Source organism: Nocardia sp. NPDC056952 (assembly GCF_042674185.1).
In the GTDB taxonomy this organism is placed as follows: Bacteria; Actinomycetota; Actinomycetes; order Mycobacteriales; family Mycobacteriaceae; genus Nocardia.
The window spans coordinates 163,595-189,139 of the sequence record NZ_JBHURA010000006.1 but is presented as its reverse complement, the minus strand read 5'-3'; the positions used below and the strand labels follow the sequence as shown (position 1 = coordinate 189,139).

Here is a 25,545-nt window from a genome sequence, read left to right as displayed (position 1 = left end):
GATGGCCGGGAGGGGATCGGGCGAGGACGCGCGTCCCGCCGGCGGCCGGCGGCGGGTGCCGCTGGCCGCCCGCGTCTACGACGAACTCCGCCACGACCTCGCCACCGGGGAACTGGCGCCGACCGAACGGCTGCGCGCCGAACGGCTGGCCCAGCGCTACGGCGTCTCGCGCACCCCGGTGCGCGAGGCGCTGGCCCGGCTCCAGGCCGACGGGCTCGTGCAGCGACATCCCGACGGTCTCTACCTGTACCGGCCACGCCTGAACGAACTCGACGAGCTCTACGAACTACGAATCGTGCTGGAATCCCGTGGTTTTCAGCGTATCGCCGCGGGTGGTTCCGTCCAGGTGCACATCCCGGCCGAGCACGACCTGCCCACCGTGCGCGCCGAGCTGGCTCGCTGGCTCGAATACCGCGACACCCCACCGGAACCCGGGCCCGACCTGGTCGCCGCCGACGAGCGGTTCCACACCGAACTGCTCAGGGCGGCGGGCAATTCCGCCCTCGCCGAGGCACTGGCCGCCGTCTACCTGCGGGTTCGCCCGGTACGCACGATGGATGTGCCGACCGCCGAGCGGGTGGCGGCCATGACAGCCGATCACATCACCATCGCCGAGCAGGTGCTCGCCGGGGACGACGAACAGGCCCTGCACACGCTCACCACCCACATCGACTCCTCCCGCGCGCACGTCCGGGTGCGCGCCGAGCAGGCGATCGCCTTCACCAAACTCGGTCGCGCCGTGCGGGATTGATCAGCACTCCGGCTGGAACGGCCAGCACTCGGTCTTGCGCGGAGTCGCCGACGTGGGCGCACGGGTGGTCGAGCTCTGCGAGGTGTCCGACATCGGACGCGGATGCGGCGAATCCTGGATCAGCGCCACGCCGACGACCACGAAGACGACGAAGATGCCGAGCACCGCGGCGGCGAACAGTCCGATGCCGACGAGCTTTCCCCGGCGCGACGGATCAGGCGGCGGGGCGGGCTCGCTGAATTTACGCACCTGCGGCGCCACCGGAGTCGGCGCGCGTCGATGGGTGTCGAAGCCCTCCTCGACCAGCTCGGCGCGTGACGGCGCTTCGACCACACCGAGCGCCGTGCAGGTGGTGAGCACGCGCTCGACCGTCCATTCGCGCGGCCCCGCCGAGAACCCTTCCAGGTATACCCGCAGTTCATGCGCATCGACGCTGTTCGCGACCAGCACGTCCAGACCCGGCCGCAGCGCGGTGCGCGCCGGCCGTACCACCACGCCCCGGTACGGCACGAGCACCACCGCGCCGGAGACATGTCTGCTGTCCTGCAACGCCCGCTCCAGCGCGACCCGCACCGCGTGCACCCCGTGTTCGACCCGGTCGGTGAGACCGTTCGACGCGTCGGCTTCTAAATCCAGCGGACTGTCGCTGATCATCCAGGTGCCGTCGGCGGCGGCGGTGAGCAGCCCGCTCTGCCGTCGCCGGAAACCCTTCACCTCGAGCACCGTGATCCCGCGCGGCGTCACGATCACCGCGCCGAGCCGCCGGTCACCCACCCGGCAGTCGACCAGCGCGAGCCCCGTACTCGGATAGGCGCGCAGGCAGTCCACGAGCTCACGCTCGGCGCCGGTGAGCTCGGCACCCGGTCTGATCCGAACCAGCATGTGCGATGTTCCCCTACCAGTGCTGCGACCTCACACCGCCGCTGCGCGCTGCGGTACCCACCGATCATGACGCGCAACTGTTCCGAAAACCACTGGAAACCAAAGAAAACCGGCACGAATACAGGAGTGGCCCCTGGAGCGGATACCGGCGAGTACGCTCCGATCCTGGCCGACGATGTTCGAGAAGACAGGTGGACCAGAGATGGAATCAGCGCCCCTACCACGCGTTTCGCCGGGCCGGTTCGGTGAACTCGGGCCGATCAACTGGGTTGTCTGGCAAGTACTTTCCCGTGCGTCGGGCACCGAGGACGCGCATCTGTTCAGCACCCTCGGTCGCACCGGCGGGCTCTTTCGCGGCTGGCTGCATTTCTCCGGCAAGCTCATGCCGGGTGGCAGGTTGCCGCGCGCCGAGGCCGAGCTGGTGATCCTGCGCGTCGCTCAGCTGCGCGAATGCGACTACGAGGCCGACCATCATCGTCGATTGGGCCGCAAGGCGGGGCTGTCGGCAGTCGAGATCGAGCGGGTTGCCGCAGGTCCCGAGGCCGAGGGCTGGACTCCTCGGCAGCGGGCACTGCTGAATGTCGCCGATCAGCTGGTGAGCACCCGCAACGTGGACGACGCGGCGTGGAACGCGCTGGCCGAGCACTACGACGAGCGGACGCTGATCGAGATCGTGCTGCTGATCAACCAGTACGAGGGTCTGGCGTCGACCATCACGACCTTGCGGATCGAGCGCGACACGTTCTGACTGTGTGACCCACGTCATATAGCGAGTCGCCGTAGAGTCTCCCACAGTAAAGGCGTACAACGTACGGAGTTCACTGCCACCGAGGAGACCCATGCAGATCAGCGCTTCCGCCCTCTCGCTCAATGTCGCCGACCCCCAGGCCTCGGCCCAGTTCCTGATCGACCACCTCGGCTTCACCGAGAAGATGGCCGCCGACGGGTTCGTCAATGTGACGCGGGCCGACGCGGGCATGGACGTGATCTACCTGCGCACCGGCCTCGGCTCGTTCAAGCCGGCCCGCATCGCGGGCAGCGCGGGCGAGGGGCTGCTCGTCGTGTTCGTCGTCGACGACATCGACCGCGAATACGACCGCTTGCGGGCCGAGGGCGTCCCGATCGAGACGCCCATCGAAACCGAGGAGTGGGGCGAGCGGTACTTCCAGATGACCGACCCCAACGGGATCGTCATCCAGCTCGTGCAATGGGTGTGATCAGCGGCGGGCGACGCGCAGCGCGGCCACGATCATCGGGATCTGCAACGGCAGCCGCGCCAGCACACCTGCCTTGAAAGCCTTGGGCGCCTTCGGATTACCGACCACATCCACCGTCATCTGGATATTGGCCGGGAAGACACCGACGAACAGCGCCGCGGCCAGCCAGCCACCCAGCCGACGGGTGCGCGGCACCGCCAGCGCGGTCGCCACGCCCAGCTCGGCAACCCCGGACCCGTACGTATAGGTCCGCGGGTTGCCGGGCAGCTGCGGCGGCACGATCTTGTCGAACGGCTTCGGCGCGAGGAAGTGCAGGATGCCCATGAAGAACAACAGCCCACTCAACCAGGAGTGCGCCGTTGCGCCCCTCCGGGTATTCGAGCCAGACCGCGGCGCGGGGCTAGGTGACGTTGGCGGGCGGAGGTCGCTCATCTGGCCAGGTTAGCCCGTGCCCGGTGAGTTACCCATGTGCTGCCGTCAACGACGGCGGCGACTACTGCGCGAAGACCGTGGCGGCGGAGGTGGCCGGGCGGCCGAGGAGCTTGGCCAGATCGCCGGTGGTTACCTCCAGCAGGCCCTCGCCGATGCCGGCATCGGCGTCGGCGAGGACGGCGGCGTACTGCTCCTCGAGACCCGCCGCGCGCAGGGCTGCCGCGTAATCGTCCTTGGCGAGGTCGGCGTAACGGACCGGGGAGCCCTTCGCCTCGGTGGCCGCGGCCGCGAGGTCGGCGCCGGTCAGCGCCTCGTCACCGCCCAGTTCGTAGACGCGGCCCTCATGTCCCTCGCCGGTCAGCACGCGCGCGGCCGCCTCGGCGTAGTCGGCGCGTGCGGCGCCGGAGACACGACCCTGGGCCATCGCGCCGTGGAGGACGCCGGACTGGGCCGCGTTCGCGACGGCGCCGGCGTAATTCTCCCAGTACCAGCTGTTGCGCAGCAGCACCGTCGGCACGGCGGCGCTCGCCAGCACCTCTTCGGTGCCGCGATGCTCGGCGGCCAGCAGCATCGGATTGCTGTCGGCGCGCGGAATGCTGGTGTAGGCCAGCAGTTCGACCCCGGCGCGCTCGGCGGCGCGAAGCACGTTGGTGTGCTGGGCTACTCGCTTGCCGAACTCGTTGCCCGAGATCAGCAGCACCCGGTCCACACCGGCCAGGGCGGCGTCGAGGGCCGCCGGATCGTCGTAGGACGCCTGCCGCACTTGCGCGCCGCGCGCGGCGAGGTCGGCCACCTTGGCCGGATCGCGCACGATCGCGACCGGTCGCTCCCCTGCGGCGAGCAGAGCCTCCACGACCAACCGGCCGAGCTTTCCGCCTGCTGCTGTCACTGCCACGGTCATTTCTGCCTCCATCGGTGCAAGTACTAACTATTAGTAAGCACTATGCCTTCAGTGGGCACTTGCGTCAAGTAGGTACGATGGATCCATGCCCGAGACGACCCCCGCGGATCACGACCCCACGCTGGAAGCCGACGTCTTCGCGCGCAATTGCCATTCCCGCCCCGTCCTGCAGAACATCACCGGACGGTGGGGTGTGCTCGCTCTGGTCGCGCTGCTCGACGGGCCGGTCCGGTTCAGCGCCCTGCGCCGCCGGGTCGACGGCGTGAGCGAGCGCATGCTCTCGCAAACCCTGCAGGCGCTGGAACGCGACGGCATGGTCCATCGCGAGGTGCTCGAAGCGATCCCACCCCGCGTCGAATACACCCTCACGGAACTGGGCACGACGGTCGCGAACCAGCTGAAGTCGCTGATCGTCGTCGTGGAATCCAATATGGACACCGTCCGCGCGGCGCAGGACACCTACCACCGCACAGGTGGCATCGACCAATGATCGGCTCAGCGCGCGAGTAGCTCCGAGACAGTGACGAATCGGTAGCCCTGCGCGCGCAATCCGTGCACGATCTCCGGCACCGCGGCAAGAGATTCGGGCCCGTACATGACGTGCAGCAGAATGATCGATCCCGGTCGGGTCTCGGCGAGGGTGTCGCTCACGATGGCCTCCCGTGACGCGCCCCCCGCGGAATCGGGCTCCACATCCCAGGTCACCGAGGTGCGATCGTGGTCGGCGAGGTAGTGCGGCAGCGTCCACAGTTTCTTGCCGTACGGCGGGCGGAAACTGATCGGCCCCGGATAGCCGGCGCGACGGATCTCGGCGTCGGTCCGCTCGATCTCCTCGCGCACGGTGTCGCCGGAAACCAGCACCATGCGCCGGTGCGAATAGGAGTGATTCCCGATCTCGTGGCCCGCGCCCACGATCGCCGCACCGTATTCGGGATGCGCGGCCAGGTCCTCGCCGACCAGGTAGAAGGTCGCGGGAACCTGTAATTCCCCCAGCGTCCGCAACACGTCCGGCGTCCGCGCGGTGGGTCCGTCGTCGAAGGTCAACGCGACGACCTTCTCGTCGGTCTCGACCCGATCGACCAGCCGACCCGCCACCTGATAGGTCCGCGAATTCGTCAACACATACAGACCGGCCAGCACCGCCGAAACCACGACGATGCCGACAACCCCGCCCACCAACCACCGACGCATGGACAGACGGTAACTCACCGGGCCGGATCAGCCCGGTGAGTTGTCCGGGTACCTACGCGATGACCTGGGTGATGTCGCCTGGGTTCAGGTAGTCGAAGAAACGGTGGGCGCCGTCTTCGGTCATGCGCACACAACCGTGTGATTTCGAATCGACCGGACCCACGTGGAATGCCATGTCGCCGTTGAAGAACGTGGCCCAGCGCATCGGCGCATTGTGCATCGTGCTCCAGTGGAATTCCCGCTTGAAGGAAATCTTGGTCACCGCGGGCGGCGTTTCGAAGCCGGCCATGCCGTGCGAGATCGGCGTGGGTCCGAAGATCACCCGGCCGTTGTCGACCAGCCACGCCTCGTTGGTCGACAACCGCATGCAGGCCCTGGCCTCGACGACCGGGCACGGCGATGCGGTGGGAACGATGGCGGGAACACCGGGAACGTCCGGCCCACCGGGGAAAAGAGGTTCAGCGACGGCCGGCGTCACCGTACCGAGTCCGGCCACAGCGACCGCGGCTATTGCCGCCATCCGTGCTGTCCAACCGAAAATGCTCATCGAGTTTCGACCCTCTCTGTCCGCCTCTCCGCGCCTTGTGCCGGTCGTTAGGTACGACGACAGCGCGGTGCCGGGCTGGCGGTCACGATGGAGTCAGCTTGTGGGCGTGCCCGGCGAGTTACCCATGTACTCACAAGATCAGGTGTTGCGACTAACAAGCGAACGAAAGAGCTACAGAGATCATCGGTTACGGGCTTCGATTCACCAAATCAACGCCCGGAAAAATACCGAATAGAAACCAAAAGACCGGGCACGCGATCGCGCACCCGGCCTTTTCGACTGACAGGTCAGAAGTTGATCATGTGCCCCGCGAGGCCGTGGATCGCTTCCTGCACCGCTTCGCTCAGCGTCGGATGGGTGTGCACATTGCGGGCCACCTCGTTGACGGTGAGGTCCCACTTCTGGGCGAGGGTGAGTTCCGGCAGCAGCTCGGACACGTCGGGGCCGATCAGGTGGCCGCCGAGGAGCTCGCCGTGCGTGCCGTCGGCGATCAGCTTCACGAAGCCGGTCGGGTCGCCGAGGCCGTGTGCCTTGCCGTTGGCCTGGAACGGGAAGTTCGCGACCTTCACGTCGTAACCCTCGTCGCGGGCCTGCTGCTCGGTGAGACCGAAGCTGGCGACCTGCGGCTGACAGAAGGTGGCGCGCGGCATCATCCGGTAGTCGCCCAGGGTCATCGTCTCGGCGCCGCCGATGGTCTCGGCCGCGACCACGCCCTGCGCCTCCGCCACGTGGGCGAGCTGCAGCTTGGCGGTGACGTCACCGATCGCGTAGATGTGCCCCACGTTGGTGCGCATGTAGTCGTCGATCTCGATGGCGCCACGGTCGGTGAGCGCGACGCCGGTGGTCTCCAGGCCGTAGCCCTCCACCCGCGGCGCGAAGCCGACGGCCTGCAGCACCTTGTCGACCGTGACGGTCTCGATCGCGCCGGACTTGTTGTCCTTGATCTGGACGGTGACCTTGGAGCCGTCGTCGTCGATCGACTGCACGGCCGCACCGGTGCTGATGGTGATGCCGAGCTTCTTGTACTGCTTGGTGATCTCTTTGGAGACGTCGGCGTCCTCGTTGGGCAGCGCGCGGTCGAGGAACTCCACGATCCGCACGTCGACGCCGTAGTTCTTGAGGACGTAGGCGAACTCCATGCCGATCGCGCCGGCGCCGACGATCAGAATCGAGCCGGGTAGGTCACGGGTGAGGATCTGCTCCTCGTAGGTGACCACGTTCTCGGAGAGCTGGGTGCCCGGCAGCAGCTTGGTGGTGGTGCCGGTGGCGATGATGACGTTGTCGAACGTGAGCGTCTCGGCGCCGCCCTTGGTGAGGGCCACGTCGATCGAGTTCGGGCCGGTGAAGGTACCGAGGCCGTCGAACTCGTCGATCTTGTTCTTCTTCATCAGGAAGTGCACGCCCTTGACCCGGCCGTCGGCCACCTTGCGGCTGCGGTCGAAGGCGGCACCGAAGTCGAAGCTGACCTCACCGGAGATGCCGAAGGTCTTGGCTTCCTTCTGGAAGATATGGGCCAGCTCGGCGTTGCGCAGCAGTGCCTTGGACGGGATGCAGCCCACGTTCAGGCACACGCCACCCCAGTATTTCTGCTCGACAATCGCTGTTCGCAGGCCGAGTTGAGCGGCACGGATCGCGGCGACATATCCGCCGGGACCAGCGCCGAGAACGACGACATCGTAGTGGGAAGTCACGTCACCGAGCCTAACTCTGTTTCGAGGAGTTCACCCACCCGTCCCCCACATAGGTGAGATGTGCCCCGACCGGCCGCCGGTCACCGTCGACGCGGACGCGGCGAGGCCAGATCGGTAGCGCCGAGCACTTTGCGCAAGGTGGCGGCGACGGCCTCGAGTTCGGCGGGGTCAGCATGGGCGCCGAGCCGGCGTTCGATGCCGTCGAGGTAGTGCGGTGCGGCCGCACGGAACCGCTGCCTGCCGAGCTCGGTGACGGCGACGATCGCGGATCGGCCGTCGTCGGGGTTGTGTTCGCGGCGCAGGAGGCCGTTCGACTCCAGCTCCGCGACAAGGCGGCTCACCCTGGTGCGGCTGAGGACGACCTTCTCGCCGAGGTCGCTCATCCGCATCGGTCCGGCGGCGTCCAGTTCGAGCAGGACGTCGTACCAGGTCAGCGGGAGTCCGGCGGCTTTGCGCAGTTCGGCGTCGAGCTCGGGAACGAGGGCGGCGTGCACCTGCAGCAGCGCGGCCCACGCGGCTACCGCGGGACGACGGGACGACTGTTCGTTCGGCACCACCCCACCCTAACCACTTGCGTGCGTGCGCACACAACTAGTAGCGTGTGCACGCACACAAAATTCTTTCGAACGACATGAGGTGAACCCATGACCGCACTCATCACCCGCGACGAACTGGTCGCGGAAATCGCGGCGAACAGCGTGATCGTGCTCGACGCCCTCGGCCCCGAGTACTACGCGAAAGCCCACCTGCCCGGTGCGCTCAACCTGACCGGGGACGAGGTCGCCGACCGCGCCGCCGACCTGCTCCCCGACCGCGACGCCGCCATCGTGACCTACTGCTCGAACGCGGCGTGTGGCAACAGCGAGGCCGTCGCGATGAAGCTGGAAGCACTGGGCTACACCAACATTCGCAAGTACCGCGAGGGCATCCAGGACTGGTCCGACGCGGGCCTGACCATCGAAACCTCGGCCTGAGCACAACCTCGGCCCGCCACCGCTCACCACCGCGCCCAGTACTGTCGGTCCGGTGAGCGGTGGCGCGTCGGCGGAGGGAATCGGTAGCCGGCTCGATGGCACCGCGTCCACCCACCTCGTCCGTCTGCTCGTTCGGGCGGCCAGGGAGGCGGAGGTGGCCGAGGACCAGCTGGCCCGCGTGACCGGCATCGACGAGGCGACTCTGCGCGGCGAGCTCAATCGGATCCCGATGGGTTCGCTGCTGCGACTGTGGGAATTGATCGCGCAGGCCCGGCCCGGCGCCGGATCAGGGGCCGCGATCGCCGCCGCCGCACCACTGGGCTCGCTGAACACCTGGGACTATCTGGTGACAACCGGTGCGACACTCGCCGATTCGCTGCGCGCGGCGCAGCCGTACCACCGCCTGGTCACCGCGGCCACCGAAGGTTTCGACCTGTCCGGCGACGGGGATCTCACCATCGGCTACCGGACTTCGGCCAGCGATCCGGCGGTGGCCTCGGTGGTCAACGAGTACGTGCTCGCCTACTACTTGCGCCGCGCGCGCGAAGCGACCGGCCGACCGCTCGTGCCGACCCGGGTGAGCTTCGGTCACGCCGCCCCGGCCGAACACTCCGGGCTGGTGGCCGTATTCGGTACCGCCGATATCGCCTTCGACGCCGAATCGGACGCGATCACCTTCCACGCCGACGACGCCAACGCACCGCTCACCCGCGCGGATCCGATGCTGGCCGACTTGATGCGCAGCCACGCCGACCTGGTCCTGGCCTCCGCCCGCCCGATCTCCGATCCGCTCGACGCCTTTCGTATCGCCCTCGGCGCGGCACTGGACGCGGGCGACCCAGCCCTGCCCCGAGTCGCGAAAAGCCTTGCCATGAGCCAGCGCACCCTGCAACGCCACCTCGCCGAACACGGCACGTCCTGGCGCGACGAACTCGACCTGCTCCGTCACGAACGGGCGAAAACCCTGCTGGACCAGGGACACAGCACCGCCACCGTCGCCGCCCGCCTCGCGTTCACCGACGACCGAGCACTGCGCAAGGCCTTCCACCGCTGGACCGGCACCTCGCCCACCGCGACCCGCTAGTCGCGCTCACCGGGCCGCAGCGCTCCCACGATCTCGTCGGCGAGCAGCAGACTGGCCAGGCCGTGACCGTGTTTCTCCCGCCGCACGAGGGAGATGACGTTGTCGCTGAAGGCGTCGCGGACCGGCCGGAAGACCAGACGGCCGTCGCGCATTTCCTCGGCGATGTCGAATTCGCTGAGGAAGGCGATGGCCTCGCCGGACGTCGCGAGCCGTTTCATGGTCTCGATCGAGTTGGTGTGAAACGCGGGCTGGATATCGAGATCGGCTTTCGCGAAAGCCTCGGCGACGATGCCGTGGATCACCATCGAGCGATCGGCGAAGATCAGCGGAAAGGGCGTGCACTGCGCGAGCGGGACCGTGTCCATGGCCGCCAGCGGATGATGCGGGGAGACAACGACTCCGAGCCGGGTGTTGATCCGCCAATAGGTCTCCAGCCGCGTGGACGACGGAATATTGAAACCGAGACCGAGGTCGGCCTCGCTGTTCTCGACCGCCTGCACGATATCGAGGGTCGACATGGTGCGGATCGATATCCTGACCTGCGGATGACGGGTACGAAACGTCGCCGCGGCGGTGGCGACGACGCTGCTGGCCAGGCCGGTCATCGTGGCGATCACGACCTCACCGCTGCCGAGGGCACGCAGGTCGCGGATATCGGCCACCGTTTCCCGGTATTGCCGCAGCGTCTGCCGGATGTGCGCGAGCAGCGCCTCACCCGCCGGGGTCAGGCGCATGCCACGGGGCAGGCGCTCGAACAGCGGCTGGTCGAGTTCGGCCTCGAACAGCAGGATCTGGCGGTTGATCGCCGAGGGCGCCACGTGCAGGCGCGCACCGGCCGCGCGGATGGACCCGAGACGGGCCACCTCGTCGATGTACTGCAGCAATCGCGAATGGAGCACCGCGCACCTCCTCTTCGGAACTGTACGAAAATTTAGTACACCTCGTGCGAAAACGCATGCTTGTGGGCAACGGTGTTTGTCGCGTCCAATCAATACAGGCAAGCGACAGTGAATTTTCGAAGTGAGGACCACCATGGCCCAGCAGAATTCGACGACCGACGACATCACCGAGGTCGCCACCCACGATGACCACGTACGAATGATCTTCGGCATCTTGGAAGGGGAGCGAGAAGCCGACCTGCTGCTGCGCAATCTGCATATCGTCGATGTGCACACCGAATCCGTTTACCCCGGTTCGCTACTGGTCCACGGTGAGCGCATCATCGCGCTGAATCCCGACGAATCGATCGTGCGATACCGCGAATCCTTCGACGGCGAGGGTCTTTACGCGATTCCGGGCCTGATCGACGCGCATCTGCACTTCGAATCCCAGCTCGCGCATCCGGCGGCATTCGGCGAGGCGATCGTGCCGAGCGGAACGACCACCGTTTTCGGGGAAACGCTCGATTTCGCCAGTGCCGCTGGCGAAGACGCGATCGACGCCGCCCGCGCGCTGTTCGCCGACCACGAGAAGCTGCCGTACCGGCTCTATGCCTTCGCACCGGGAAAGAAGACCTCACCCGAGATCACCGAGGCGATGCTGGCGATGGATCCGGTGATCGGCCTCGGCGAACTGGCCCACCTGTCCTATATGACCGGCAACGCCGACGATTTCCGCAAGTCCGCGCTCGGACGCGCGAACGCGGGAGTCGTGAACTGCCACTGGGGCGTCACCTCGCTGTCGGACATGCTGCTGAATTACATGCCCGCCATCGGCGTCGACAACAACCACGACGTCTGGAACGAAGACGATATCGAGAAGAGCATCCGCTACGGGCTCAATACCCAGATCAAATTCGGCGTCGGCAGTCCCGAGGTGATTCGAACGATGCTGCGCGCCATCGTGAAACGCCGTTGGCCCGCCGAGAACTTCCAGCTGTGCGCCGACAACATCTCGGTGGATCGGGTGCTGCGGCAAGGCCATATCGACTGGGTCATCTCGCTGGCCGTCGAGATGGGCATGCCGCCGATCCAGGCGATCAAGATGGGCACGCTGTACACCGCGCGCTCCTTCCACAAGGACCGCGACCTGGGTTCGCTGAGCCCGGGACGATTCGCCGACATCGTGCTGACCGACAGCCTCTCCAAGATCAACCCCCGCTATGTGTTCAAGGGCGGCAAGCTCGTCGCCGAGGACCGTCGCCTGCTCGAGCCGGTCGGCATCGACTACTCGGTCCTGGCCAAGCAGCCCCGGCCCGGCCTCGCCGACCTGCGCGCCGAGCAGCTCGAGCTCACCCCGATCGAGGTCTCCGAGGACGGCACCCGGGCGAAAGTACTGCTTTTCGACGTGTACGGGCGCGGGCATCTCAAGTTCGCGCAGGAGGTCTGGGTCCCGGTGCGCGACGGCGTCGTCGTCCCCGAGCTCGAAGGCGTTCGCCTCAACCGGATCTCGGTCGTGCAGCGCTACGCCGACGGGCCGCGCCACATAGTCAACGCGCTGTTCAAAGGCGTTTCGCTCGATCGCGGCGCGGTCTCGACCTTTTGGCCGGCTCCGGCGGCCTACTTCGTGGCCGTCGGCAGCGACAGTACCGAGATGCGCGAGAACCTCCGGCACTTGGACGGTCTGGTCGGCGGCTGCGTCGTGACCGAGGACGCGCAGGTGAAAGCGGTTCTGCCGCTGGACTTCTACGGAGTGATGGCCGATATGGACCTCGCCGAACTCGTCGAGGCGACCCGCTCGATCGACGACGCACTGGCGAAGCTCGGCAACCACAACGAAGGTGAGCCGGTCGTCAACAAGCTACTCACACTGTTCATCTCGCTCGACCGCTTCGGCTTCATGAAATAGCCTCGGCTACCAGAGCAAGGGATCCACCGCTATGCAACACGACAACGACGCGGCAGTCATCGACAACGGAAACAAGGTCCGCCGCTGGATCACCTACGTCGCCGGCATCTATATCCTCACTCTCGGCCTCAGCCTCGCCATCAGGGCCGGGATCGGCATCTCCCCGCAGAGCAGCCTCACCCGCACGATGACGCTGGTGTTCACGCCGCTGAGCCAGGGCAACTACAACCTCATCCTCGAGGTCATCATGCTCGGCCTGACCTTCCTGGTCAGACCGAAGGCTTTCAAGGCCGGCTACCTGCTCTCGATGATTCCGGCGCTGGTCCTGGCGGTGCTGCTCGATGTGAACCTGTGGCTCACCGAGTGGATCCAGCTCGAGCCGTACGCGGCCAACGTCGTTCTGCTGGTCTTCGCCGACGCGATGCTGGCCTTGGGCCTGTTCATGATGATCCGGGCGAACCTGATCCTGATGCCGATCGATCTGTTCGTGAACACGATCCAGCAGAAGACCGGCCGGAAGTGGGGCAACATCAAGACGGTGTTCGACTGCACGCTGCTGGCGCTGTCGGCGGGCATCGGCCTGCTGTTCCTCGGCGCACCGCATTTCATTCGCGAGGGCACGATCGTCAACGCGATCCTCGTCGGGCAATACGTGAAGGGGTACTTCTTCCTCTACGAGAAGTTCGTGGCGCGCAAGCGCTCGGCCGCGCTGGTGCCGACGCCCGTCGCCGACTAGGAGTAACCACCACCGCCCGGTCTGTCGTGAACGGACCGGGCGGTGGCGTGCGCGGACCTGGGAAGGTGCACCCGGCCGCCATAACGTAGTCATCACCGGCGAGAAACACCGGCTGACCTCGAAAGAAGGCTCGATCATGTCGAACACGGCCACCCGCGCACTGCCCACCTTCACCCGCGAGATCCACCTCGCCGCCCGCCCGAACGGCGCACCGGTCGCCGGAGACTTCGCTCTCGTCGAACGGGAACTGCCGGAGCTGGGCGAAGGCCAGATCCTGGTCCGCAACACCTGGATGTCGGTCGACCCGTACATGCGCGGCCGGATGGACGACAAGGCTTCCTACATCCCGCCGTTCGAACTCGGCGCGGCCCTCGACGGTTCCGCCGTCGGCGAGGTGATCGCCTCCCGCTCGGCCGATATCGCGGTCGGCGCGACGGTCTCGCACTTCGCGGGCTGGCGCGAACACGCCGTCGTCGACGCCGCGACCGCCACCCCGATCGACCCGGAACTCGCCGCGCCGCAGCACTTCCTGAGCGTGCTCGGCACCACGGGCCTGACCGCCTACGCCGCACTCACCGATGTCGCTCGGGTCGAGCCGGGCGACACGGTGTTCATCTCCGCCGCAGCGGGAGCGGTGGGCAGCGTGGCGGGCCGGATCGCCAAGGCGCTCGGCGCGAAGCGGGTGATCGGCTCGGCAGGCGGTCCCGTCAAGACCCGGAAGTTGCTCGAGGAGTTCGGTTTCGACGCGGCGATCGACTACCGCGCCGGCGATCTCGGCGGTCAGCTCACCGCCGCCGCACCCGAAGGCGTCGACGTCTACCTCGACAGCGTCGGCGGCGAACACCTGAAGGTCGCCATCGAGGCGCTCAACCAGCACGGCCGGGTCGCCCTGGTCGGCGCGATCAGCGGCTACAACGGCGCCACCGCCCAGCAGACCCCTGACCTCTACCTCGCGGCGACGAAGGAGATCACTCTGCGCGGCATGCTGGTGACCAGCTACTTCCCGATCTTCGGCGAGTACATCGCCAAGGCCGCGGGCTGGCTCGCCGACGGCACCCTGACCACCACCGAAACCGTCTACGAGGGCCTCGACCAGGCCCCCGCCGCGTTCCTCGGCGTCCTCACCGGCGCCAACACCGGCAAGATGCTCGTCCGCCTCGCCTGAGCGGCACCCGGAACGCCCCGCCGCGCACCGAACCCGGTCCGGCGGGGTGAACCCCGTCGATCAACCCGCTTCGGCACAGGTCATGCCCGCCAGACGTGGCTCGCGGCGCGGGCGAAGTTGCCGCCGAAGATCGCCGCGCGCTCGGCGGGCGTGAACCCACGGTCCGCGAGGAGCTCGGCCAGACCCGGCACATCGGATTCACCGAGCAGGTCCTCGGGCGGGGTCCACTGGAGTGGGCCCCATTTCGTGTAGGACTCGGAGAACGCACCGGGATTGTCGCGGATCTCGTCGTTGAACTCCTGACCGTCGAACGAATAGTCCGACCCGATCCCGATGTGGTCGATGCCGACCAGATCGACCCCGTACCTGATGTGGTCGGCGATCGCCGTGACCCGCTCGGCGCGGGCGGCGGGCTCGTTGCGGCCGAGGAAGATACCGACGCCGTTCACGCCGATCACCCCGCCCGTGGCGGCACACGCGCGGGCCTGTTCGTCGGTGATGTTGCGCGGATGCTCCCACAGCGCGGCGAAATTGGAGTGGCTGTAGATCATCGGGACCGAGGTGTGCGTGGCGATGTCGAGCCCGGTGCGGCGCGAGCAGTGCGAGCCGTCGGCGAACATCCCGACCTCGTTGAGCTTGCGCACCAAGTCTTTTCCGTACCCGGTGAGCCCGGTGTCCTCGGTGTCGAGGCAACCGCAACCCGCCGCGTTCGCATGGTTGTAGGTGGGCAGCAGCGAACGCACGCCTAGGTCGTAGAACAGTTCCACATTGTCGAGATCGCCGTCGAGCGGCCCGGAATCCTCCAGATCGAAGGCCAGCGAGATCACTTCCGGCGCACCGATATCGCCGACCCGATCCACCAGCCGGAAGCGCGGATCCGCCCCCGCGTCGTCCCGGAACCGGTGCAGCAGAGCCAGCGAATCGTCCTTGGTCTGCGCCGAATACCCGACGTTCACCGACAGATACGACCCCAACGGATACCGAGCCAGTTCGGCGATCCGCGCCGTGTGCCGCAACGGCAGACAGCAGTGCTGCTCCCACAGGAACACATCCACCTCCGGTTGACTCGTGACCTGCGATCCTACGTTTCGCGGCGCATTCGACACCGGACCGACGCTAACGCGATGTCTGATCCGTTCGATAAATCGGTACTGCTCCGCTAGCCCGAAGGCCCCAGATCAAAGGCGGTGCGACATGCGTCGCTTCCTCGTCCTCCTCGCCACACTCGCCGCCTGCGTCGGTCTCTCGACGCTGCCCGCGGCCGCCACTCCGTCCTACTGCGGCCTCGACTGGGGTTCACAGGACAAGACGTCTTCGAACAACTCCACCGCCACCGTCGCCGATGTTCGCGCGGGCCGCCACGAGTGCTTCGACCGACTCGTCATCGACCTGTCCGGGCCCGTCGCCGGTTACCTCGTCGGGTACGTCGGCACCGTCACCCAGGACGGCTCCGGCGCGACCGTCCCCCTCCGGGGCGGCGGGTTCCTCCAGATCGCGGTCCTCGCCCCCGCCTACGACAACGCGGGCAACAGCACCTACAACCCGTCGAACCGCACCGACCTCCTCTCGACGAGCGGCTATCCGACCTTCCGCCAGGTCGCGTTCGCCGGCTCCTTCGAAGGCCGGACCACCTTCGGCCTCGGCGTTCGCGCCCGCCTCCCCTTCCGCGTGAGCACCCTGGACAACCCCGCCCGCGTCGTCATCGATGTCGCCCACTACTGGTGACCGCACGCGCCTGACATCGGCGCGGGTCGCAGCGCGCCCGACATGCGAATCCTCACATCGGCAACAATGTGGGGATGAGCGGCGTTGAAGAGAACGTGACCGATCCCCATCTCTGGCTCGAGGACGTGACCGACGAGGGCGCGTTGGACTGGGCGCGCGCCCGCAACGACGTGGTGGGGCGGCGGTTCGCGGCAACCGACCGATTCGCCGAGATGGAGCGTCGCGTCCTGGCGATGCTCGACGACGACACCAAGATCGCCTATCCCGGCAGACGGGGGCCGTGGCTGTACAACTTCTGGCGTGATGCCGAGCACCAGCGCGGGTTGTGGCGGCGGACCACATTCGAGTCCTACGCCACCGACGCCCCCGAGTGGGATGTGCTGATCGACGTCGACGCGCTGGCCGAGGCCGACGGGGAGAACTGGGTATGGGCGGGCGCCGCGGTGCTGCGGCCGTCACAGGAGCGCGCCATCATCCACCTGTCCCGTGGCGGTGCCGACGCGACCGTCGAGCGCGAATTCGACCTGACCACCAGGCAATTCATCGCGCCCGAGGACGGCGGGTTCTTCGTGGCGGAGGCGAAGTCGCGGATCGGCTGGATCGATGCCGACACGGTCTACATCGGCACCGATTTCGGGCCGGGATCCCTCACCGATTCCGGATACCCGCGCATCGCCAAGCGCTGGCGGCGTGGCACCGAATTGTCCGCTGCCGAAACGGTGTTCGAGGGCAAGTCGAGCGATGTCTCGATCGGCGCCGGATACGACCGTCACCCCGGCTACGAGCGGCACTACCTGCACCGGTCGACGGACTTCTTCAACAGCGAGGTGTCACTGCTCGACGGCGGGGAGTGGCGGCTGATCGAGACCCCCACCGACGCGGACGTGGACTGGTACCGCGACTGGCTGCTGGTGCGCTTGAAGACCGAGTGGACACCGGGCGACACCACCTTCGCTCCCGGCAGCCTGCTGGTCACCGATCTGAACGAATTCCTCTCGGGGGAAAGGGAATTCGAGGTCCTCTTCGCCCCGGATCCGCACACCTCACTGGAATCGTGGGGCTGGACCGAGAACCACCTGATCCTCACCACCCTGCACGATGTGCAGACCGGATTCCGCGTGCTCACCCCCGGCCCGGACGGCTGGGCGAGCAGCGAGCTCGCCGACTCCCCCGCCATGTCGTCCACCTCGGTGGCCAACCTCGACCCGCTCGAGGGCGGTGACGAGTTCATGCTCACCACAACCGGTTTCACCACGCCGACCACGTTGCTCAGCAGCGCGATCGGCGATACCGCCGTGACGCTGAAGCAGGCCCCTGGCTACTTCGACGCCACCGGCATCGAGACCGAACAGTTCTTCGCGACCTCCGACGACGGAACCGCGGTGCCCTACTTCGTGATCCGCCATCGCGACCGGCGCGGCACACCGGGTCCGACGATCATGAACGGGTACGGCGGCTTCGAAATCTCCAAGACTCCGGCCTATCTCGGCTCGGCGGGCATGAACTGGCTCGAACGCGGCGGCACCTACGTGATGACCAACATCCGTGGCGGTGGCGAGTACGGCCCCGAATGGCATACGGCCGCACTGAAGGAGCACCGCCACCGCGCCTACGAGGACTTCGCCGCGGTGGCCCGCGACCTGGTCACCCGCGGGGTCACCACCCCCGATCGGCTCGGCGCGATCGGCGGCAGCAACGGCGGCCTGCTGATGGGCGTGATGCTCACCCGCTACCCGGAACTGTTCGGCGCCATCGTCTGCCAGGTGCCGCTGCTGGACATGAAGCGCTATCACCTGCTGCTGGCAGGCGCGTCGTGGGTGGCCGAATACGGCGACCCCGACAAGCCGGAGGAGTGGGCCTACATCAGCGAGTACTCGCCGTATCAGAACACCGACACCGGCAAGCAGTACCCACCGATCCTGCTCGCCACCTCCACCCGCGACGACCGGGTCCATCCCGGGCACGCGCGAAAGATGGCCGCGCTCCTGGAGTCCCAGAATCGCACCGTCTGGTACTACGAGAACATCGAGGGTGGTCACGGCGGCGCCGCCGACAACAAGCAGTCGGCGTACCTGTCCGCGCTGGTCTACGAGTTCTTCATCCAGATGCTGATCGAGGGGCGCCGCTCGGCCTGAGGTCAGCGGTCGCGCAACCACTTCTCCACCGCGTCGACGGTGGAGTCCGGATTGGTGATCCAGCCGTTGTGCCCGAGGGCCTCCGGCTGGAACCACCGGGTGATCTGCGTGCCGGGCAGCTTGCCCAGCAGGTGATCCGCGGAGGTCTGCGGGGCCATGTCGTCACCGGCGACGGTGATCGACAGCACCGGGAACTTCAGCCGCGACATCCGCTCGTCGTAGTCGATATCGGCGCCGACGGGCACGAAGCGCCCGGTACGCGCCAGCCTGGCCCAGTCCGACATGAGAACTTTGGACTGCCTGCCGTAGGCGCGCTTGCCGAGCAGGTCCCCCGGCCAGAACCCGGCCAGGTTCGATGCCACCGCCACCGCCGCGGTGCCCACCAGCACGCCCGGACCGAACACCCCGCGATACCCACGGAAATACGGTGTGCCGGACGCGATCAGGATCAGGCCACCGAGCCTGCCGCGCACCCGCGCCGCGTACATCGCCGCGAGTTGCCCGCCCATGCTGTGGCCGAGCAGGTACGGCGTGCTGGCGGGGAACCGGTTGCGCACCGCGGCCAGCATCGCCGGGAAGTCCACCGAGACCAATTCGTGGTAGCCGTAGGTGCTCTCGCCATCGGGACGGTGGGTGCTCTCGCCCTGACCGCGCAATTCACCGATGGCGACATCGAATCCACACGCGGCCAGCCGGTGTCCGAAGTACTCGTAGAACTCACCCGGCACAGCCAGACCGGGGACGATGACCACGACCGCGCGTGGAGCGTCCGGGGTGACCGGATGCCGGTGCGCGCCGGTGGCCGGAATGAGACGCACCGGCAAGGTGCTGCCGTCGGGTACCTGGATCGGGACGATCTCGACCCGCGCCATCAAGCCCCGACCGCGCCCAGGATCACCCGGCTCAGCACCTTGATCACCTCGTCGAGCGGCGGGCGTGGGTCGCTGCCGCTCCAGCCGTCGACCACGTAGTTCACCGCGCCGATGACGGCGAGCACTCGGAGTTCGTAGTCGCCGGGCGGGATTTCGCCGTGCATGGCCGCGTCCTCGGCGGCGCTGGCCAGCAGCGAACCCCACACGCGGCGCAGTTCCAGACGGAACTTCTCGACTTTGGGGCCTGCTCCGACCACCTCGACCAACGCGACCCGCGCCTTGCGGGGATCGCTGCCGATCGACTCGACGTAGGCCCGCACGGCCGCATCGATCTGCTCGAGGACGGTCGCCTCGGATTTGTCCTCGAGCGCGGTAGCCACCGCCTCGCGCGAATGCCGGTCGATCTGCTCGTACAGCTCCAGCAGCAGAGATTCGCGACCGGTGAACTCCTCGTAGAACTGTCGAGACGATAGTCCCGCGTCCTTACAGATCGCACCGACCGAACTGTTGGCATACCCGTCGCGCGCGAAGACCGTCAGGCCTGACTCCAGAAAACGCGCACGCCGCTGGCGTTGCCGGTCCTCTACGGGTTGCCCGGCATACATTCGTCCCGTATTCGCATCCTGTGACATTGTCGCTGACAATACCGAAGGGCCTGATCCCCTCGTCATGGATCAGGCCCTTCGGCTGCCCAATCGGCCAACCGCGCGTTAGCCGAAAGATGGCTACAGACGGCTCAGTTGCCCGAGCCCTGCACCGAACCGGTGCTCAGCGAGCTGGTGAGCAGGCCGAGCAGCAGGGTCAGGATGTTGCCGTCGCTGCTGTCATCAGTGATGTTGTAAAGCATGTGTCACTCCAAGTCGATGTTTTGTGACTTCGTTGTCACTGGCCATTTGCCGTCTCGGACGATACCCAGTGACAATGTGAAGCGGGAGTGTTTTAAAGGAATTTTCTAGAATTTTTTGTCGTGGGACACAAGACCAAGGAACTCGGGGCGCACGCGGGCCCGACATGAGCCGATTCACTCACGAGAACGAAGCCGTCGACAGCACGAGATCGTGAATATCGGCATCGCCGACACGTCATCGACGCGCTGGGGCAACCGCGATGTGAAACGTGAGTGTACCGAAGCGCGGTACCCGCATCCGCCGAACCGTCGCGGTGAGCCCGGCCCGACGGATCCGAGAGCGACCGATGTGACTGCCGGACAGTCGAATACGGCGTACTGGGATCAGCGCACGATGCGACAAACCATTGCCGGCGAGCGCTGGGCACGGTACTCCTGTTCCCATGACCACTCCGCTGAGCGGCGGGCTCGGGCCCGTCGGCGACTACTGAGACGACGGGCCGGGGGTGAGCGCCGACAGGCAGAACAGCCGCGACAATCTGTGCCGTAGGGATTCTCGTCGCCGGACCGCTCTCCGTGACGCTGCCGATACTCGGCGACCCGACCGAGGCACAGGACACCGGCCGCGGCGCGGCGACCCGGACAATCCCTGCTTTCGGGCTCGCCTACCGCGTCGGCCCTCCGGTCACCGGCCCGCCGTGGAACCGAGGGAGCCCGGTGATCGCCGGGAGTCCGACGGCCTGGTCCACCCCTGCGGTGATCGCGGAGCGGAATTCGAGCTCGGGTCCGGCCGTGCGGGGTTCGCCTCCGTGTTGCGCACCCCGCGGCTGGTTCTGCGCTACCTCAGCCGCCGCGCCCGGGTTGCGGCCGGCCTGCCGAAATCCGCCTACAGGCGGAGGCCGGTCCCCCCGGGGGTGCCTATGCTGAGCGTGACAGCCCGTCACGCATACCCGGAGGCACCGTTGCCGAACACTCTCGAAGCCAGCATCGACATCGTCGCACCGCCGGAGAAGGTCTGGTCGGTACTCGCCGATCTGCGCCGCATGTCCGAGCTCAGTCCGACAACCCTGAAGATGGTCGCGCTCGGTGGCGTTCGCGACGGCGCCTTCACCGTCAACGTCAACAAGGTGGGCTGGAAGGTCTACCCGACCACCTCGCGGATCGTGCGCTTCGAGCCGAACAAGGCACTGGCGTTCCGGATGAACGAGAACCGCACGGTCTGGGCCTACGAGCTCGAGCCGACCGCCACCGGCACCCGCGTCGTCGAGACGCGCACCGTCGATGCCAAGGGCCTGCCGGGCTGGCTGCGGGGAACGATCAAGGTCGCCATGGGCGGCGAGGAGAAGTTCGAGGCCGACCTGGTCTCGGGAATGCACGAGACGCTGAGCAAGGTGAAGGTCGCCGCCGAGCGCTGACCCGATCTACGCCTGAGCCCGCCGGAACTTTCCGGCGGGCTCTTTTTCGTCACGGCAGGTTGTCGCGGATCTCGTCGAGTGCCTGCGCGCTGCGCGTGAGCAGTTCCTGCACCGCCGCCAGTTCCGCCGCGGTGAATCGATCGGCCAATGTGCGCTCCACCGCGATCGCGCGGGTGTCGGCATCGGCCATCACCGACCGTCCCGCCTCGGTCAGGCGGGTCTCCAGCACGTTCTTGTGCCACTCGTGCGGGGTCCGGTCCACCAGGCCGCGCTCCTGGAGGTTGGTCAGGACGGTGTTCATCGTCGGCGGGGTAACGCCGGCCAGCCGGGCCAGGGCGGCGGCCGAGATGCCGGGGTTCTCCGCGAGGTGCAACAGCGCGCTGTACTGCGCGACGGTCAGCCCGGCCGGTTTCAGCGCGGCAGTCTTGGTCGCGATCAGGGCTTGCTCGGCGCGCTTGATATACGAGCCGAGCCTCTCGGCGGCGGGCATGGACGTCATGGGTGCATGATATCCGCCCATCACTTCATAACTCTGTTGACGATCATAAAGACTCTAATTTACATTACTGCCTATTGCTTGATGTTCAGCATTACATCACCGAGAGGCTTCATCATGTTGCGAACCATCGCCGTCGCCACCGCGTGCCTGGCCCTGACCGCGTGCGGGACCTCCCCTGCCACACCCACGCTGAGCACGGCCTACGAACTGCCGGGCAACGCCGTATATCCCGAGGGCATCGGCTTGGACGCGCGCAACGGTGACACCTATGTCGGGTCGTTCGCGGACGGAACCGTCTACCGGGCGACGGCCGACGCCGCGCGCGCGGAGGTGTTCCTGCCCGCGGGTGCCGACGGCAGGAAGACGGCGAACGGCGTGAAGGTCGATCGGAGCGGTCGGCTGTGGGTGATCGATTCCGGTGTGGGCGTGAGTGTGTACGACACCGGGTCACGCGCCCTGCTCGCGAAGTTCGGCGTACCCGGTGACGCACCACGTTTCGTCAACGATCTGGATTTCGGGGCGGATGGGTCCGCCTACCTGACCGACAGCGTGCGCAATGTCGTCTACCGAGCGGTCGTCGGCTCCGGCCGTGACGAATTGACCGTGGCCTACGACCTGACCGCCACACTCGGACCGCGAGAGCCGAAGGTGTTCGAGCTCAACGGAATTGTCGCCGACCCGGCCGGGACGTATCTGATCGTCGTCGCCATGTCAGCGGCCGAGCTGTACCGCATCGACCTCACCGGCGGCCCGGAATCCATCCGCAAGGTAGCGCTGACCGGTGGCGACGCGCGCCACGGCGACGGCTTGGACCTGCGCGGGGACGCCCTGTGGATAGTTCACAACCTCGACAACACCATCAGCCGCTGGACCCTCGCCGACAACGGCGCCACCGCTACCCGCACCGGCGAATTCCACGATCCCGCGCTGAATGTTCCTACCACGATGGTGCATTCGGGCGAGAAGGCGCTGATCGTCTCCTCACAGTTCGACAAGGGCGGACCGCTGGGGGCGCAGGGCACACCGGGGACGTTCGTCGTCTCCGCCGTCAGTGGGATCTGATGAATTCGCCCAGCACGGAGACGAACTCGTCCGGTTGCTCGACCTGGGGCGAATGGCCCGCGTGCTCGACGAGGTGGGTGTCGGCGCCCGCCGCGGCGAAGCGGGCGAGGGTCTCGGTGCTGTCGTAGAGGTTGTCGTGACGACCGTGGACGGCGAGGACGGGCTGGTCGAGGGCTTGCGCGCGAATGTCGAGCGGGGCGGCCGCGAAGTCGGCGGCACGGCCGCCCACCGCGTAGGCGAGGCCGCCGGGAAGAGCGGTGCGGAAGTCGCGGACCAGCGCTTCGGCCAGACCGGGCGCCGAGTCGTAGCGGAATCGGGGCGCGAAGACCGAACGGTTCGCCAGGCGGATCACCGGTCCGGGTGTCCACCGTTGCGCCAAGCGCACCGACCACGGACGGACTACCCATCTCGCGGCGGTCGGGATGCTCGCGGCCCGGTAGTCCGGGGCCTGGCCGACGACCACCACACGAGCCACCCGGTGCGACGCGGCGGCGAGTTCCAGCGCGATCTCGGCGCCGAACGAGTGACCCACCACCGTCACGTCGGTGAGGTCGAGGTCGTTCATGAGTGCGATGAGCGGAGCCGTGCGGGCCGCGGCGCTGAAGTCACCGTCGGCGCCCACATCGTGCATGTCCACGCGGATCACCCGGAAGGTCGCGACCATCCGCTCGGCGACCGCGGCGAACCAGTCGACCGAGCCGGGGATGCCGTGCAGGAACACGATCACCGGTGCCGTGGGTTCGCCTTCGTCCACAACCAACACGTCAACCACCCTAGTCGCCGCACGGCCGAATAGGCTCTGGGCATGTCTACCGCCCTGCTGTACGGCCTCGGTACTGCGGTCCCGCTGCTGATCGGGGTGGCGGTGGGGCTGCGGTGGTCACTGCCGAAAGCCGTGCTCGCCGCGATGATGGCGTTCGGTGCGGGCACGATGATCGCGGCGATATCGGAGGAGCTCTTCGCGCCCGCCTTCCACCGCGACGGTGCGCTGCTCGCCGGCACCGCGCTGTTCGCCGGTGCGGGGGTGTACGTGGTCGCCAACCATCTCATCGAGAACAAACTCGGGCCCGCCGCGATCGGCTGGGCGTTGCTGCTCGGGACGGTGCTCGACGGCGTGCCGGAGAACCTCGCACTGGGTGTATCCCTCAGTGGCGGAGGAGGATTGGTGTTGGTGGTCGCGATCGCGGCGGGCAATGTGCCCGAAGCGGTCAGCGGGGCGGTCCTCATGCGCGAGCAGCACGGGTTCGAGGCGGGCCGGACCTTCGCGCTCTGGGCGGTGACGGCCTCGGTGCTCGTCGCGGTGACCGTGCTGGGAAACGCTTACGCCGACTCGGTTTCGACGACCGCGATCAGCGCGGTCCAAGCGTTCGCGGGCGGCGCCACGATCGCGGTGCTGGCCGACTCGCTCGTCCCCGAGGCCTATCGCGAAGGCGGCTGGTGGGTCGGAATGGCAACCGCGGCAGGATTCTTCGTCGCTTTCGCCATCGGCTGAGCCATTCCGCCCGGTCGCGGCCAGAATTTCATCTCCGTACCGGTGGCAATATTCCGCCGGTTCGCATACGCTTCGCCGCGGATGAAAACGCCTCTTGGAGGGACGAGTGATCACTCCGAACAGGCCGGAGGACGTAGCCGATGCTCGGCACGCGGTGCCGTTGACCCAACTGATACACCTGATGGCGGAGTATCAGCATCTCGGCGCGCACCGTGACACCTTTCTCGCCACCCCCGCCGACGACACCTTCGTGCGCGGCTGCGGCATCGTCGCGGGCTGTATCGCCACCATCGGCATCATCGTCGCGGCCGTCGGCGGATGGCAGGGCGGCGTGGCACTGCTCGTGATCGCCGGCGCGCCCGTCCTGCTCGCACTGCACCGCGGGGTGGTCAACCGGCAGAACCGCGCCGCCCGCATCGACCTGTTCGACCAGGGCGTCACCGTCTACCGCTCGGGTCAGCGCGTGGCCGGATTCCGGTGGGACAGCACCGAAGTGCGTCAGCACGCGATTCCCTTCCACGACACCACCCCCGTCACCTACCTGCTGGAACTGTCGGGCCCCGGCGGTGTCGAAGCGACCATCGACGAAGAGGGTTTCGCCCGCGCCCGCGAATGGGCCCGCGCCATCCAATCCGCGGTCACCGCAACCCAGCTCCCCGCCGCGGTGGCCGCCATCGACAACGGCGAAACCGTCCCCTTCGGCGACCTCTCCCTCTCCCTCGACGCCCTCACCTTCCGCGGCGACGCCCTGTCCTGGGAAGACATCCAGCTCATCGACGCCCGCAGCGGCCACATCCGCATCAAACTCTCCGGCGTCTGGATGTCCCTCGCCCCCGTCAGCACCATCCCCAACTTCTACATCTTCAACGAACTGGCCGAACGCCTGCGATTGACTCCGGTCGTCTGAAGCCCATATGCGCTGGCCTGTCCGTCACCTACCATTCCCACATGCCTCGTAGCGCTGCCGCATCAGGCGATAGCTTCCCGTACCGAAGCCAGACAGTCTGCTACATCGAAGTCCACAATGACGGGACAGTGGCCCAGGGCGTAGATCCCGATGCGTGGCGTCGAGCCAAAGCCGGTCATTCGCGGTTTGGCCGGGCGAGTGGCGAAGCGACCTGTTCGAAGTTGACATAGTGA

28 protein-coding genes are annotated in these 25,545 nt (G+C 67.2%); 15 read left to right on the top strand and 13 right to left on the bottom strand.

The genetic code is table 11. The features are described 5' to 3' along the window. Position 1 precedes the first annotated feature (1 nt). Positions 2 to 751 (top strand): GntR family transcriptional regulator, encoded by a 750-nt coding sequence (locus ACFTS5_RS22015; protein WP_378633921.1) that lies wholly within the window; start codon positions 2 to 4, stop codon positions 749 to 751. Here the strand turns inward: ACFTS5_RS22015 and ACFTS5_RS22010 are convergent, their stop codons facing one another. Then, complete coding sequence (locus ACFTS5_RS22010; protein WP_378633918.1) at positions 752 to 1,633, bottom strand: NERD domain-containing protein; 882 nt, start codon at positions 1,631 to 1,633, stop codon at positions 752 to 754. Positions 1,634 to 1,835: 202 nt separating this feature from the next. Here ACFTS5_RS22010 and ACFTS5_RS22005 point away from each other — a divergent pair, with 202 nt between their 5' ends. Then, positions 1,836 to 2,381 (top strand): carboxymuconolactone decarboxylase family protein, encoded by a 546-nt coding sequence (locus ACFTS5_RS22005; RefSeq protein ID WP_378633916.1) that lies wholly within the window; start codon positions 1,836 to 1,838, stop codon positions 2,379 to 2,381. A 91-nt stretch (positions 2,382 to 2,472) separates the two neighbouring features. Continuing rightward, positions 2,473 to 2,850: a VOC family protein gene (locus ACFTS5_RS22000; RefSeq protein ID WP_378633914.1), complete on the top strand. Its 378-nt coding sequence runs from the start codon at positions 2,473 to 2,475 to the stop codon at positions 2,848 to 2,850. Here the strand turns inward: ACFTS5_RS22000 and ACFTS5_RS21995 are convergent, their stop codons facing one another. After that, complete coding sequence (locus ACFTS5_RS21995) at positions 2,851 to 3,174, bottom strand: hypothetical protein (RefSeq protein WP_378634482.1); 324 nt, start codon at positions 3,172 to 3,174, stop codon at positions 2,851 to 2,853. It lies immediately after the preceding gene. Positions 3,175 to 3,343: 169 nt separating this feature from the next. Then, entirely contained in the window at positions 3,344 to 4,183 is an 840-nt protein-coding gene (locus ACFTS5_RS21990) for an NmrA family NAD(P)-binding protein (RefSeq protein ID WP_378633912.1), read from the bottom strand. Positions 4,184 to 4,268: 85 nt separating this feature from the next. Here ACFTS5_RS21990 and ACFTS5_RS21985 point away from each other — a divergent pair, with 85 nt between their 5' ends. Continuing rightward, positions 4,269 to 4,673, top strand: coding sequence for a winged helix-turn-helix transcriptional regulator (locus ACFTS5_RS21985; protein WP_378633908.1), 405 nt, complete (start codon positions 4,269 to 4,271; stop codon positions 4,671 to 4,673). 5 nt (positions 4,674 to 4,678) lie between these two features. On the opposite strand, the gene ACFTS5_RS21980 is transcribed toward ACFTS5_RS21985, so the two are convergent. The 4 genes from ACFTS5_RS21980 to ACFTS5_RS21965 form a co-directional block, all read right to left on the bottom strand. Further along, positions 4,679 to 5,374: a polysaccharide deacetylase family protein gene (locus ACFTS5_RS21980; RefSeq protein ID WP_378633906.1), complete on the bottom strand. Its 696-nt coding sequence runs from the start codon at positions 5,372 to 5,374 to the stop codon at positions 4,679 to 4,681. Positions 5,375 to 5,426: 52 nt separating this feature from the next. After that, on the bottom strand, positions 5,427 to 5,921 hold the full coding sequence (locus ACFTS5_RS21975) for a L,D-transpeptidase (RefSeq protein WP_378633903.1): 495 nt from the start codon (positions 5,919 to 5,921) through the stop codon (positions 5,427 to 5,429). A 287-nt stretch (positions 5,922 to 6,208) separates the two neighbouring features. Beyond that, complete coding sequence (gene lpdA / locus ACFTS5_RS21970; RefSeq protein WP_378633901.1) at positions 6,209 to 7,612, bottom strand: dihydrolipoyl dehydrogenase; 1,404 nt, start codon at positions 7,610 to 7,612, stop codon at positions 6,209 to 6,211. Positions 7,613 to 7,692: 80 nt separating this feature from the next. Then, on the bottom strand, positions 7,693 to 8,166 hold the full coding sequence (locus ACFTS5_RS21965) for a MarR family winged helix-turn-helix transcriptional regulator (RefSeq protein ID WP_378633899.1): 474 nt from the start codon (positions 8,164 to 8,166) through the stop codon (positions 7,693 to 7,695). Between the two features lie 90 nt (positions 8,167 to 8,256). On the opposite strand from ACFTS5_RS21965, the gene ACFTS5_RS21960 reads away from it, so the two are divergent. Next, positions 8,257 to 8,586 carry a rhodanese-like domain-containing protein gene (locus tag ACFTS5_RS21960; protein WP_378633897.1) on the top strand — a complete coding sequence of 110 codons (330 nt, stop codon included), beginning with the start codon at positions 8,257 to 8,259 and terminating at the stop codon, positions 8,584 to 8,586. A gap of 52 nt (positions 8,587 to 8,638) precedes the next feature. Continuing rightward, complete coding sequence (locus ACFTS5_RS21955) at positions 8,639 to 9,670, top strand: AraC family transcriptional regulator ligand-binding domain-containing protein (RefSeq protein WP_378633895.1); 1,032 nt, start codon at positions 8,639 to 8,641, stop codon at positions 9,668 to 9,670. Here the strand turns inward: ACFTS5_RS21955 and ACFTS5_RS21950 are convergent. Continuing rightward, a complete protein-coding gene (locus ACFTS5_RS21950; protein WP_378633893.1) occupies positions 9,667 to 10,569 on the bottom strand; it encodes a LysR family transcriptional regulator in 903 nt (300 codons plus the stop codon). The two genes, ACFTS5_RS21955 and ACFTS5_RS21950, sit on opposite strands and share 4 nt — an antisense overlap. Positions 10,570 to 10,690: 121 nt before the next feature. On the opposite strand from ACFTS5_RS21950, the gene ACFTS5_RS21945 reads away from it, so the two are divergent. The 3 genes from ACFTS5_RS21945 to ACFTS5_RS21935 all read left to right on the top strand — a co-directional run bounded on the left by ACFTS5_RS21945 (position 10,691) and on the right by ACFTS5_RS21935 (position 14,358). Continuing rightward, positions 10,691 to 12,457: an adenine deaminase C-terminal domain-containing protein gene (locus ACFTS5_RS21945; RefSeq protein ID WP_378633891.1), complete on the top strand. Its 1,767-nt coding sequence runs from the start codon at positions 10,691 to 10,693 to the stop codon at positions 12,455 to 12,457. 31 nt (positions 12,458 to 12,488) lie between these two features. Next, positions 12,489 to 13,193, top strand: a complete 705-nt coding sequence (locus ACFTS5_RS21940) for a YitT family protein (RefSeq protein ID WP_378633889.1) — start codon at positions 12,489 to 12,491, stop codon at positions 13,191 to 13,193. A 136-nt stretch (positions 13,194 to 13,329) separates the two neighbouring features. Beyond that, a complete protein-coding gene (locus ACFTS5_RS21935) occupies positions 13,330 to 14,358 on the top strand; it encodes an NADP-dependent oxidoreductase (RefSeq protein WP_378633888.1) in 1,029 nt (342 codons plus the stop codon). 80 nt (positions 14,359 to 14,438) lie between these two features. Here ACFTS5_RS21935 and ACFTS5_RS21930 read toward each other — a convergent pair whose 3' ends face one another. Continuing rightward, positions 14,439 to 15,413, bottom strand: coding sequence for a dipeptidase (locus ACFTS5_RS21930; protein ID WP_378633885.1), 975 nt, complete (start codon positions 15,411 to 15,413; stop codon positions 14,439 to 14,441). A gap of 139 nt (positions 15,414 to 15,552) precedes the next feature. On the opposite strand from ACFTS5_RS21930, the gene ACFTS5_RS21925 reads away from it, so the two are divergent. Then, positions 15,553 to 16,083, top strand: coding sequence for a hypothetical protein (locus ACFTS5_RS21925; protein WP_378633883.1), 531 nt, complete (start codon positions 15,553 to 15,555; stop codon positions 16,081 to 16,083). Positions 16,084 to 16,157: 74 nt separating this feature from the next. Continuing rightward, positions 16,158 to 18,218 (top strand): prolyl oligopeptidase family protein, encoded by a 2,061-nt coding sequence (locus tag ACFTS5_RS21920; protein WP_378633880.1) that lies wholly within the window; start codon positions 16,158 to 16,160, stop codon positions 18,216 to 18,218. A gap of 2 nt (positions 18,219 to 18,220) precedes the next feature. On the opposite strand, the gene ACFTS5_RS21915 is transcribed toward ACFTS5_RS21920, so the two are convergent. Together ACFTS5_RS21915 and ACFTS5_RS21910 are read right to left on the bottom strand one after the other, a co-directional pair. Next, positions 18,221 to 19,090 carry an alpha/beta fold hydrolase gene (locus ACFTS5_RS21915; RefSeq protein WP_378633878.1) on the bottom strand — a complete coding sequence of 290 codons (870 nt, stop codon included), beginning with the start codon at positions 19,088 to 19,090 and terminating at the stop codon, positions 18,221 to 18,223. After that, positions 19,090 to 19,722, bottom strand: coding sequence for a TetR/AcrR family transcriptional regulator (locus tag ACFTS5_RS21910; RefSeq protein ID WP_378633875.1), 633 nt, complete (start codon positions 19,720 to 19,722; stop codon positions 19,090 to 19,092). Before ACFTS5_RS21910 ends, ACFTS5_RS21915 begins: the two co-directional genes overlap by 1 nt. A 1,177-nt stretch (positions 19,723 to 20,899) precedes the next feature. On the opposite strand from ACFTS5_RS21910, the gene ACFTS5_RS21905 reads away from it, so the two are divergent. Further along, on the top strand, positions 20,900 to 21,352 hold the full coding sequence (locus ACFTS5_RS21905) for an SRPBCC family protein (RefSeq protein WP_378633872.1): 453 nt from the start codon (positions 20,900 to 20,902) through the stop codon (positions 21,350 to 21,352). Positions 21,353 to 21,401: 49 nt separating this feature from the next. Here the strand turns inward: ACFTS5_RS21905 and ACFTS5_RS21900 are convergent, their stop codons facing one another. Further along, positions 21,402 to 21,851, bottom strand: coding sequence for a MarR family winged helix-turn-helix transcriptional regulator (locus tag ACFTS5_RS21900; RefSeq protein ID WP_378633870.1), 450 nt, complete (start codon positions 21,849 to 21,851; stop codon positions 21,402 to 21,404). Positions 21,852 to 21,965: 114 nt separating this feature from the next. Here ACFTS5_RS21900 and ACFTS5_RS21895 point away from each other — a divergent pair, with 114 nt between their 5' ends. Beyond that, positions 21,966 to 22,913, top strand: a complete 948-nt coding sequence (locus ACFTS5_RS21895; protein WP_378633867.1) for an SMP-30/gluconolactonase/LRE family protein — start codon at positions 21,966 to 21,968, stop codon at positions 22,911 to 22,913. Here ACFTS5_RS21895 and ACFTS5_RS21890 read toward each other — a convergent pair. Continuing rightward, positions 22,900 to 23,676, bottom strand: coding sequence for an alpha/beta fold hydrolase (locus ACFTS5_RS21890; RefSeq protein ID WP_378633865.1), 777 nt, complete (start codon positions 23,674 to 23,676; stop codon positions 22,900 to 22,902). The genes ACFTS5_RS21895 and ACFTS5_RS21890 overlap by 14 nt on opposite strands. A gap of 42 nt (positions 23,677 to 23,718) precedes the next feature. Here ACFTS5_RS21890 and ACFTS5_RS21885 point away from each other — a divergent pair, with 42 nt between their 5' ends. After that, complete coding sequence (locus tag ACFTS5_RS21885; protein WP_378633862.1) at positions 23,719 to 24,405, top strand: ZIP family metal transporter; 687 nt, start codon at positions 23,719 to 23,721, stop codon at positions 24,403 to 24,405. 106 nt (positions 24,406 to 24,511) lie between these two features. Next, entirely contained in the window at positions 24,512 to 25,312 is an 801-nt protein-coding gene (locus ACFTS5_RS21880) for a DUF6585 family protein (RefSeq protein WP_378633860.1), read from the top strand. Positions 25,313 to 25,545 lie beyond the last annotated feature (233 nt).

Coding starts and splice junctions, on each gene's coding strand:
- ACFTS5_RS22015 (WP_378633921.1), top strand. CDS start 2: ATGGCCGGGAGGGGATCGGGCGAGGACGCGCGTCCCGCCGGCGGCCGG.
- ACFTS5_RS22010 (WP_378633918.1), bottom strand. CDS start 1,633: ATGCTGGTTCGGATCAGACCGGGTGCCGAGCTCACCGGCGCCGAGCGT.
- ACFTS5_RS22005 (WP_378633916.1), top strand. CDS start 1,836: ATGGAATCAGCGCCCCTACCACGCGTTTCGCCGGGCCGGTTCGGTGAA.
- ACFTS5_RS22000 (WP_378633914.1), top strand. CDS start 2,473: ATGCAGATCAGCGCTTCCGCCCTCTCGCTCAATGTCGCCGACCCCCAG.
- ACFTS5_RS21995 (WP_378634482.1), bottom strand. CDS start 3,174: ATGGGCATCCTGCACTTCCTCGCGCCGAAGCCGTTCGACAAGATCGTG.
- ACFTS5_RS21990 (WP_378633912.1), bottom strand. CDS start 4,183: ATGACCGTGGCAGTGACAGCAGCAGGCGGAAAGCTCGGCCGGTTGGTC.
- ACFTS5_RS21985 (WP_378633908.1), top strand. CDS start 4,269: ATGCCCGAGACGACCCCCGCGGATCACGACCCCACGCTGGAAGCCGAC.
- ACFTS5_RS21980 (WP_378633906.1), bottom strand. CDS start 5,374: ATGCGTCGGTGGTTGGTGGGCGGGGTTGTCGGCATCGTCGTGGTTTCG.
- ACFTS5_RS21975 (WP_378633903.1), bottom strand. CDS start 5,921: ATGAGCATTTTCGGTTGGACAGCACGGATGGCGGCAATAGCCGCGGTC.
- ACFTS5_RS21960 (WP_378633897.1), top strand. CDS start 8,257: ATGACCGCACTCATCACCCGCGACGAACTGGTCGCGGAAATCGCGGCG.
- ACFTS5_RS21940 (WP_378633889.1), top strand. CDS start 12,489: ATGCAACACGACAACGACGCGGCAGTCATCGACAACGGAAACAAGGTC.
- ACFTS5_RS21935 (WP_378633888.1), top strand. CDS start 13,330: ATGTCGAACACGGCCACCCGCGCACTGCCCACCTTCACCCGCGAGATC.
- ACFTS5_RS21925 (WP_378633883.1), top strand. CDS start 15,553: ATGCGTCGCTTCCTCGTCCTCCTCGCCACACTCGCCGCCTGCGTCGGT.
- ACFTS5_RS21920 (WP_378633880.1), top strand. CDS start 16,158: ATGAGCGGCGTTGAAGAGAACGTGACCGATCCCCATCTCTGGCTCGAG.
- ACFTS5_RS21915 (WP_378633878.1), bottom strand. CDS start 19,090: ATGGCGCGGGTCGAGATCGTCCCGATCCAGGTACCCGACGGCAGCACC.
- ACFTS5_RS21910 (WP_378633875.1), bottom strand. CDS start 19,722: ATGTCACAGGATGCGAATACGGGACGAATGTATGCCGGGCAACCCGTA.
- ACFTS5_RS21900 (WP_378633870.1), bottom strand. CDS start 21,851: ATGACGTCCATGCCCGCCGCCGAGAGGCTCGGCTCGTATATCAAGCGC.
- ACFTS5_RS21895 (WP_378633867.1), top strand. CDS start 21,966: ATGTTGCGAACCATCGCCGTCGCCACCGCGTGCCTGGCCCTGACCGCG.
- ACFTS5_RS21885 (WP_378633862.1), top strand. CDS start 23,719: ATGTCTACCGCCCTGCTGTACGGCCTCGGTACTGCGGTCCCGCTGCTG.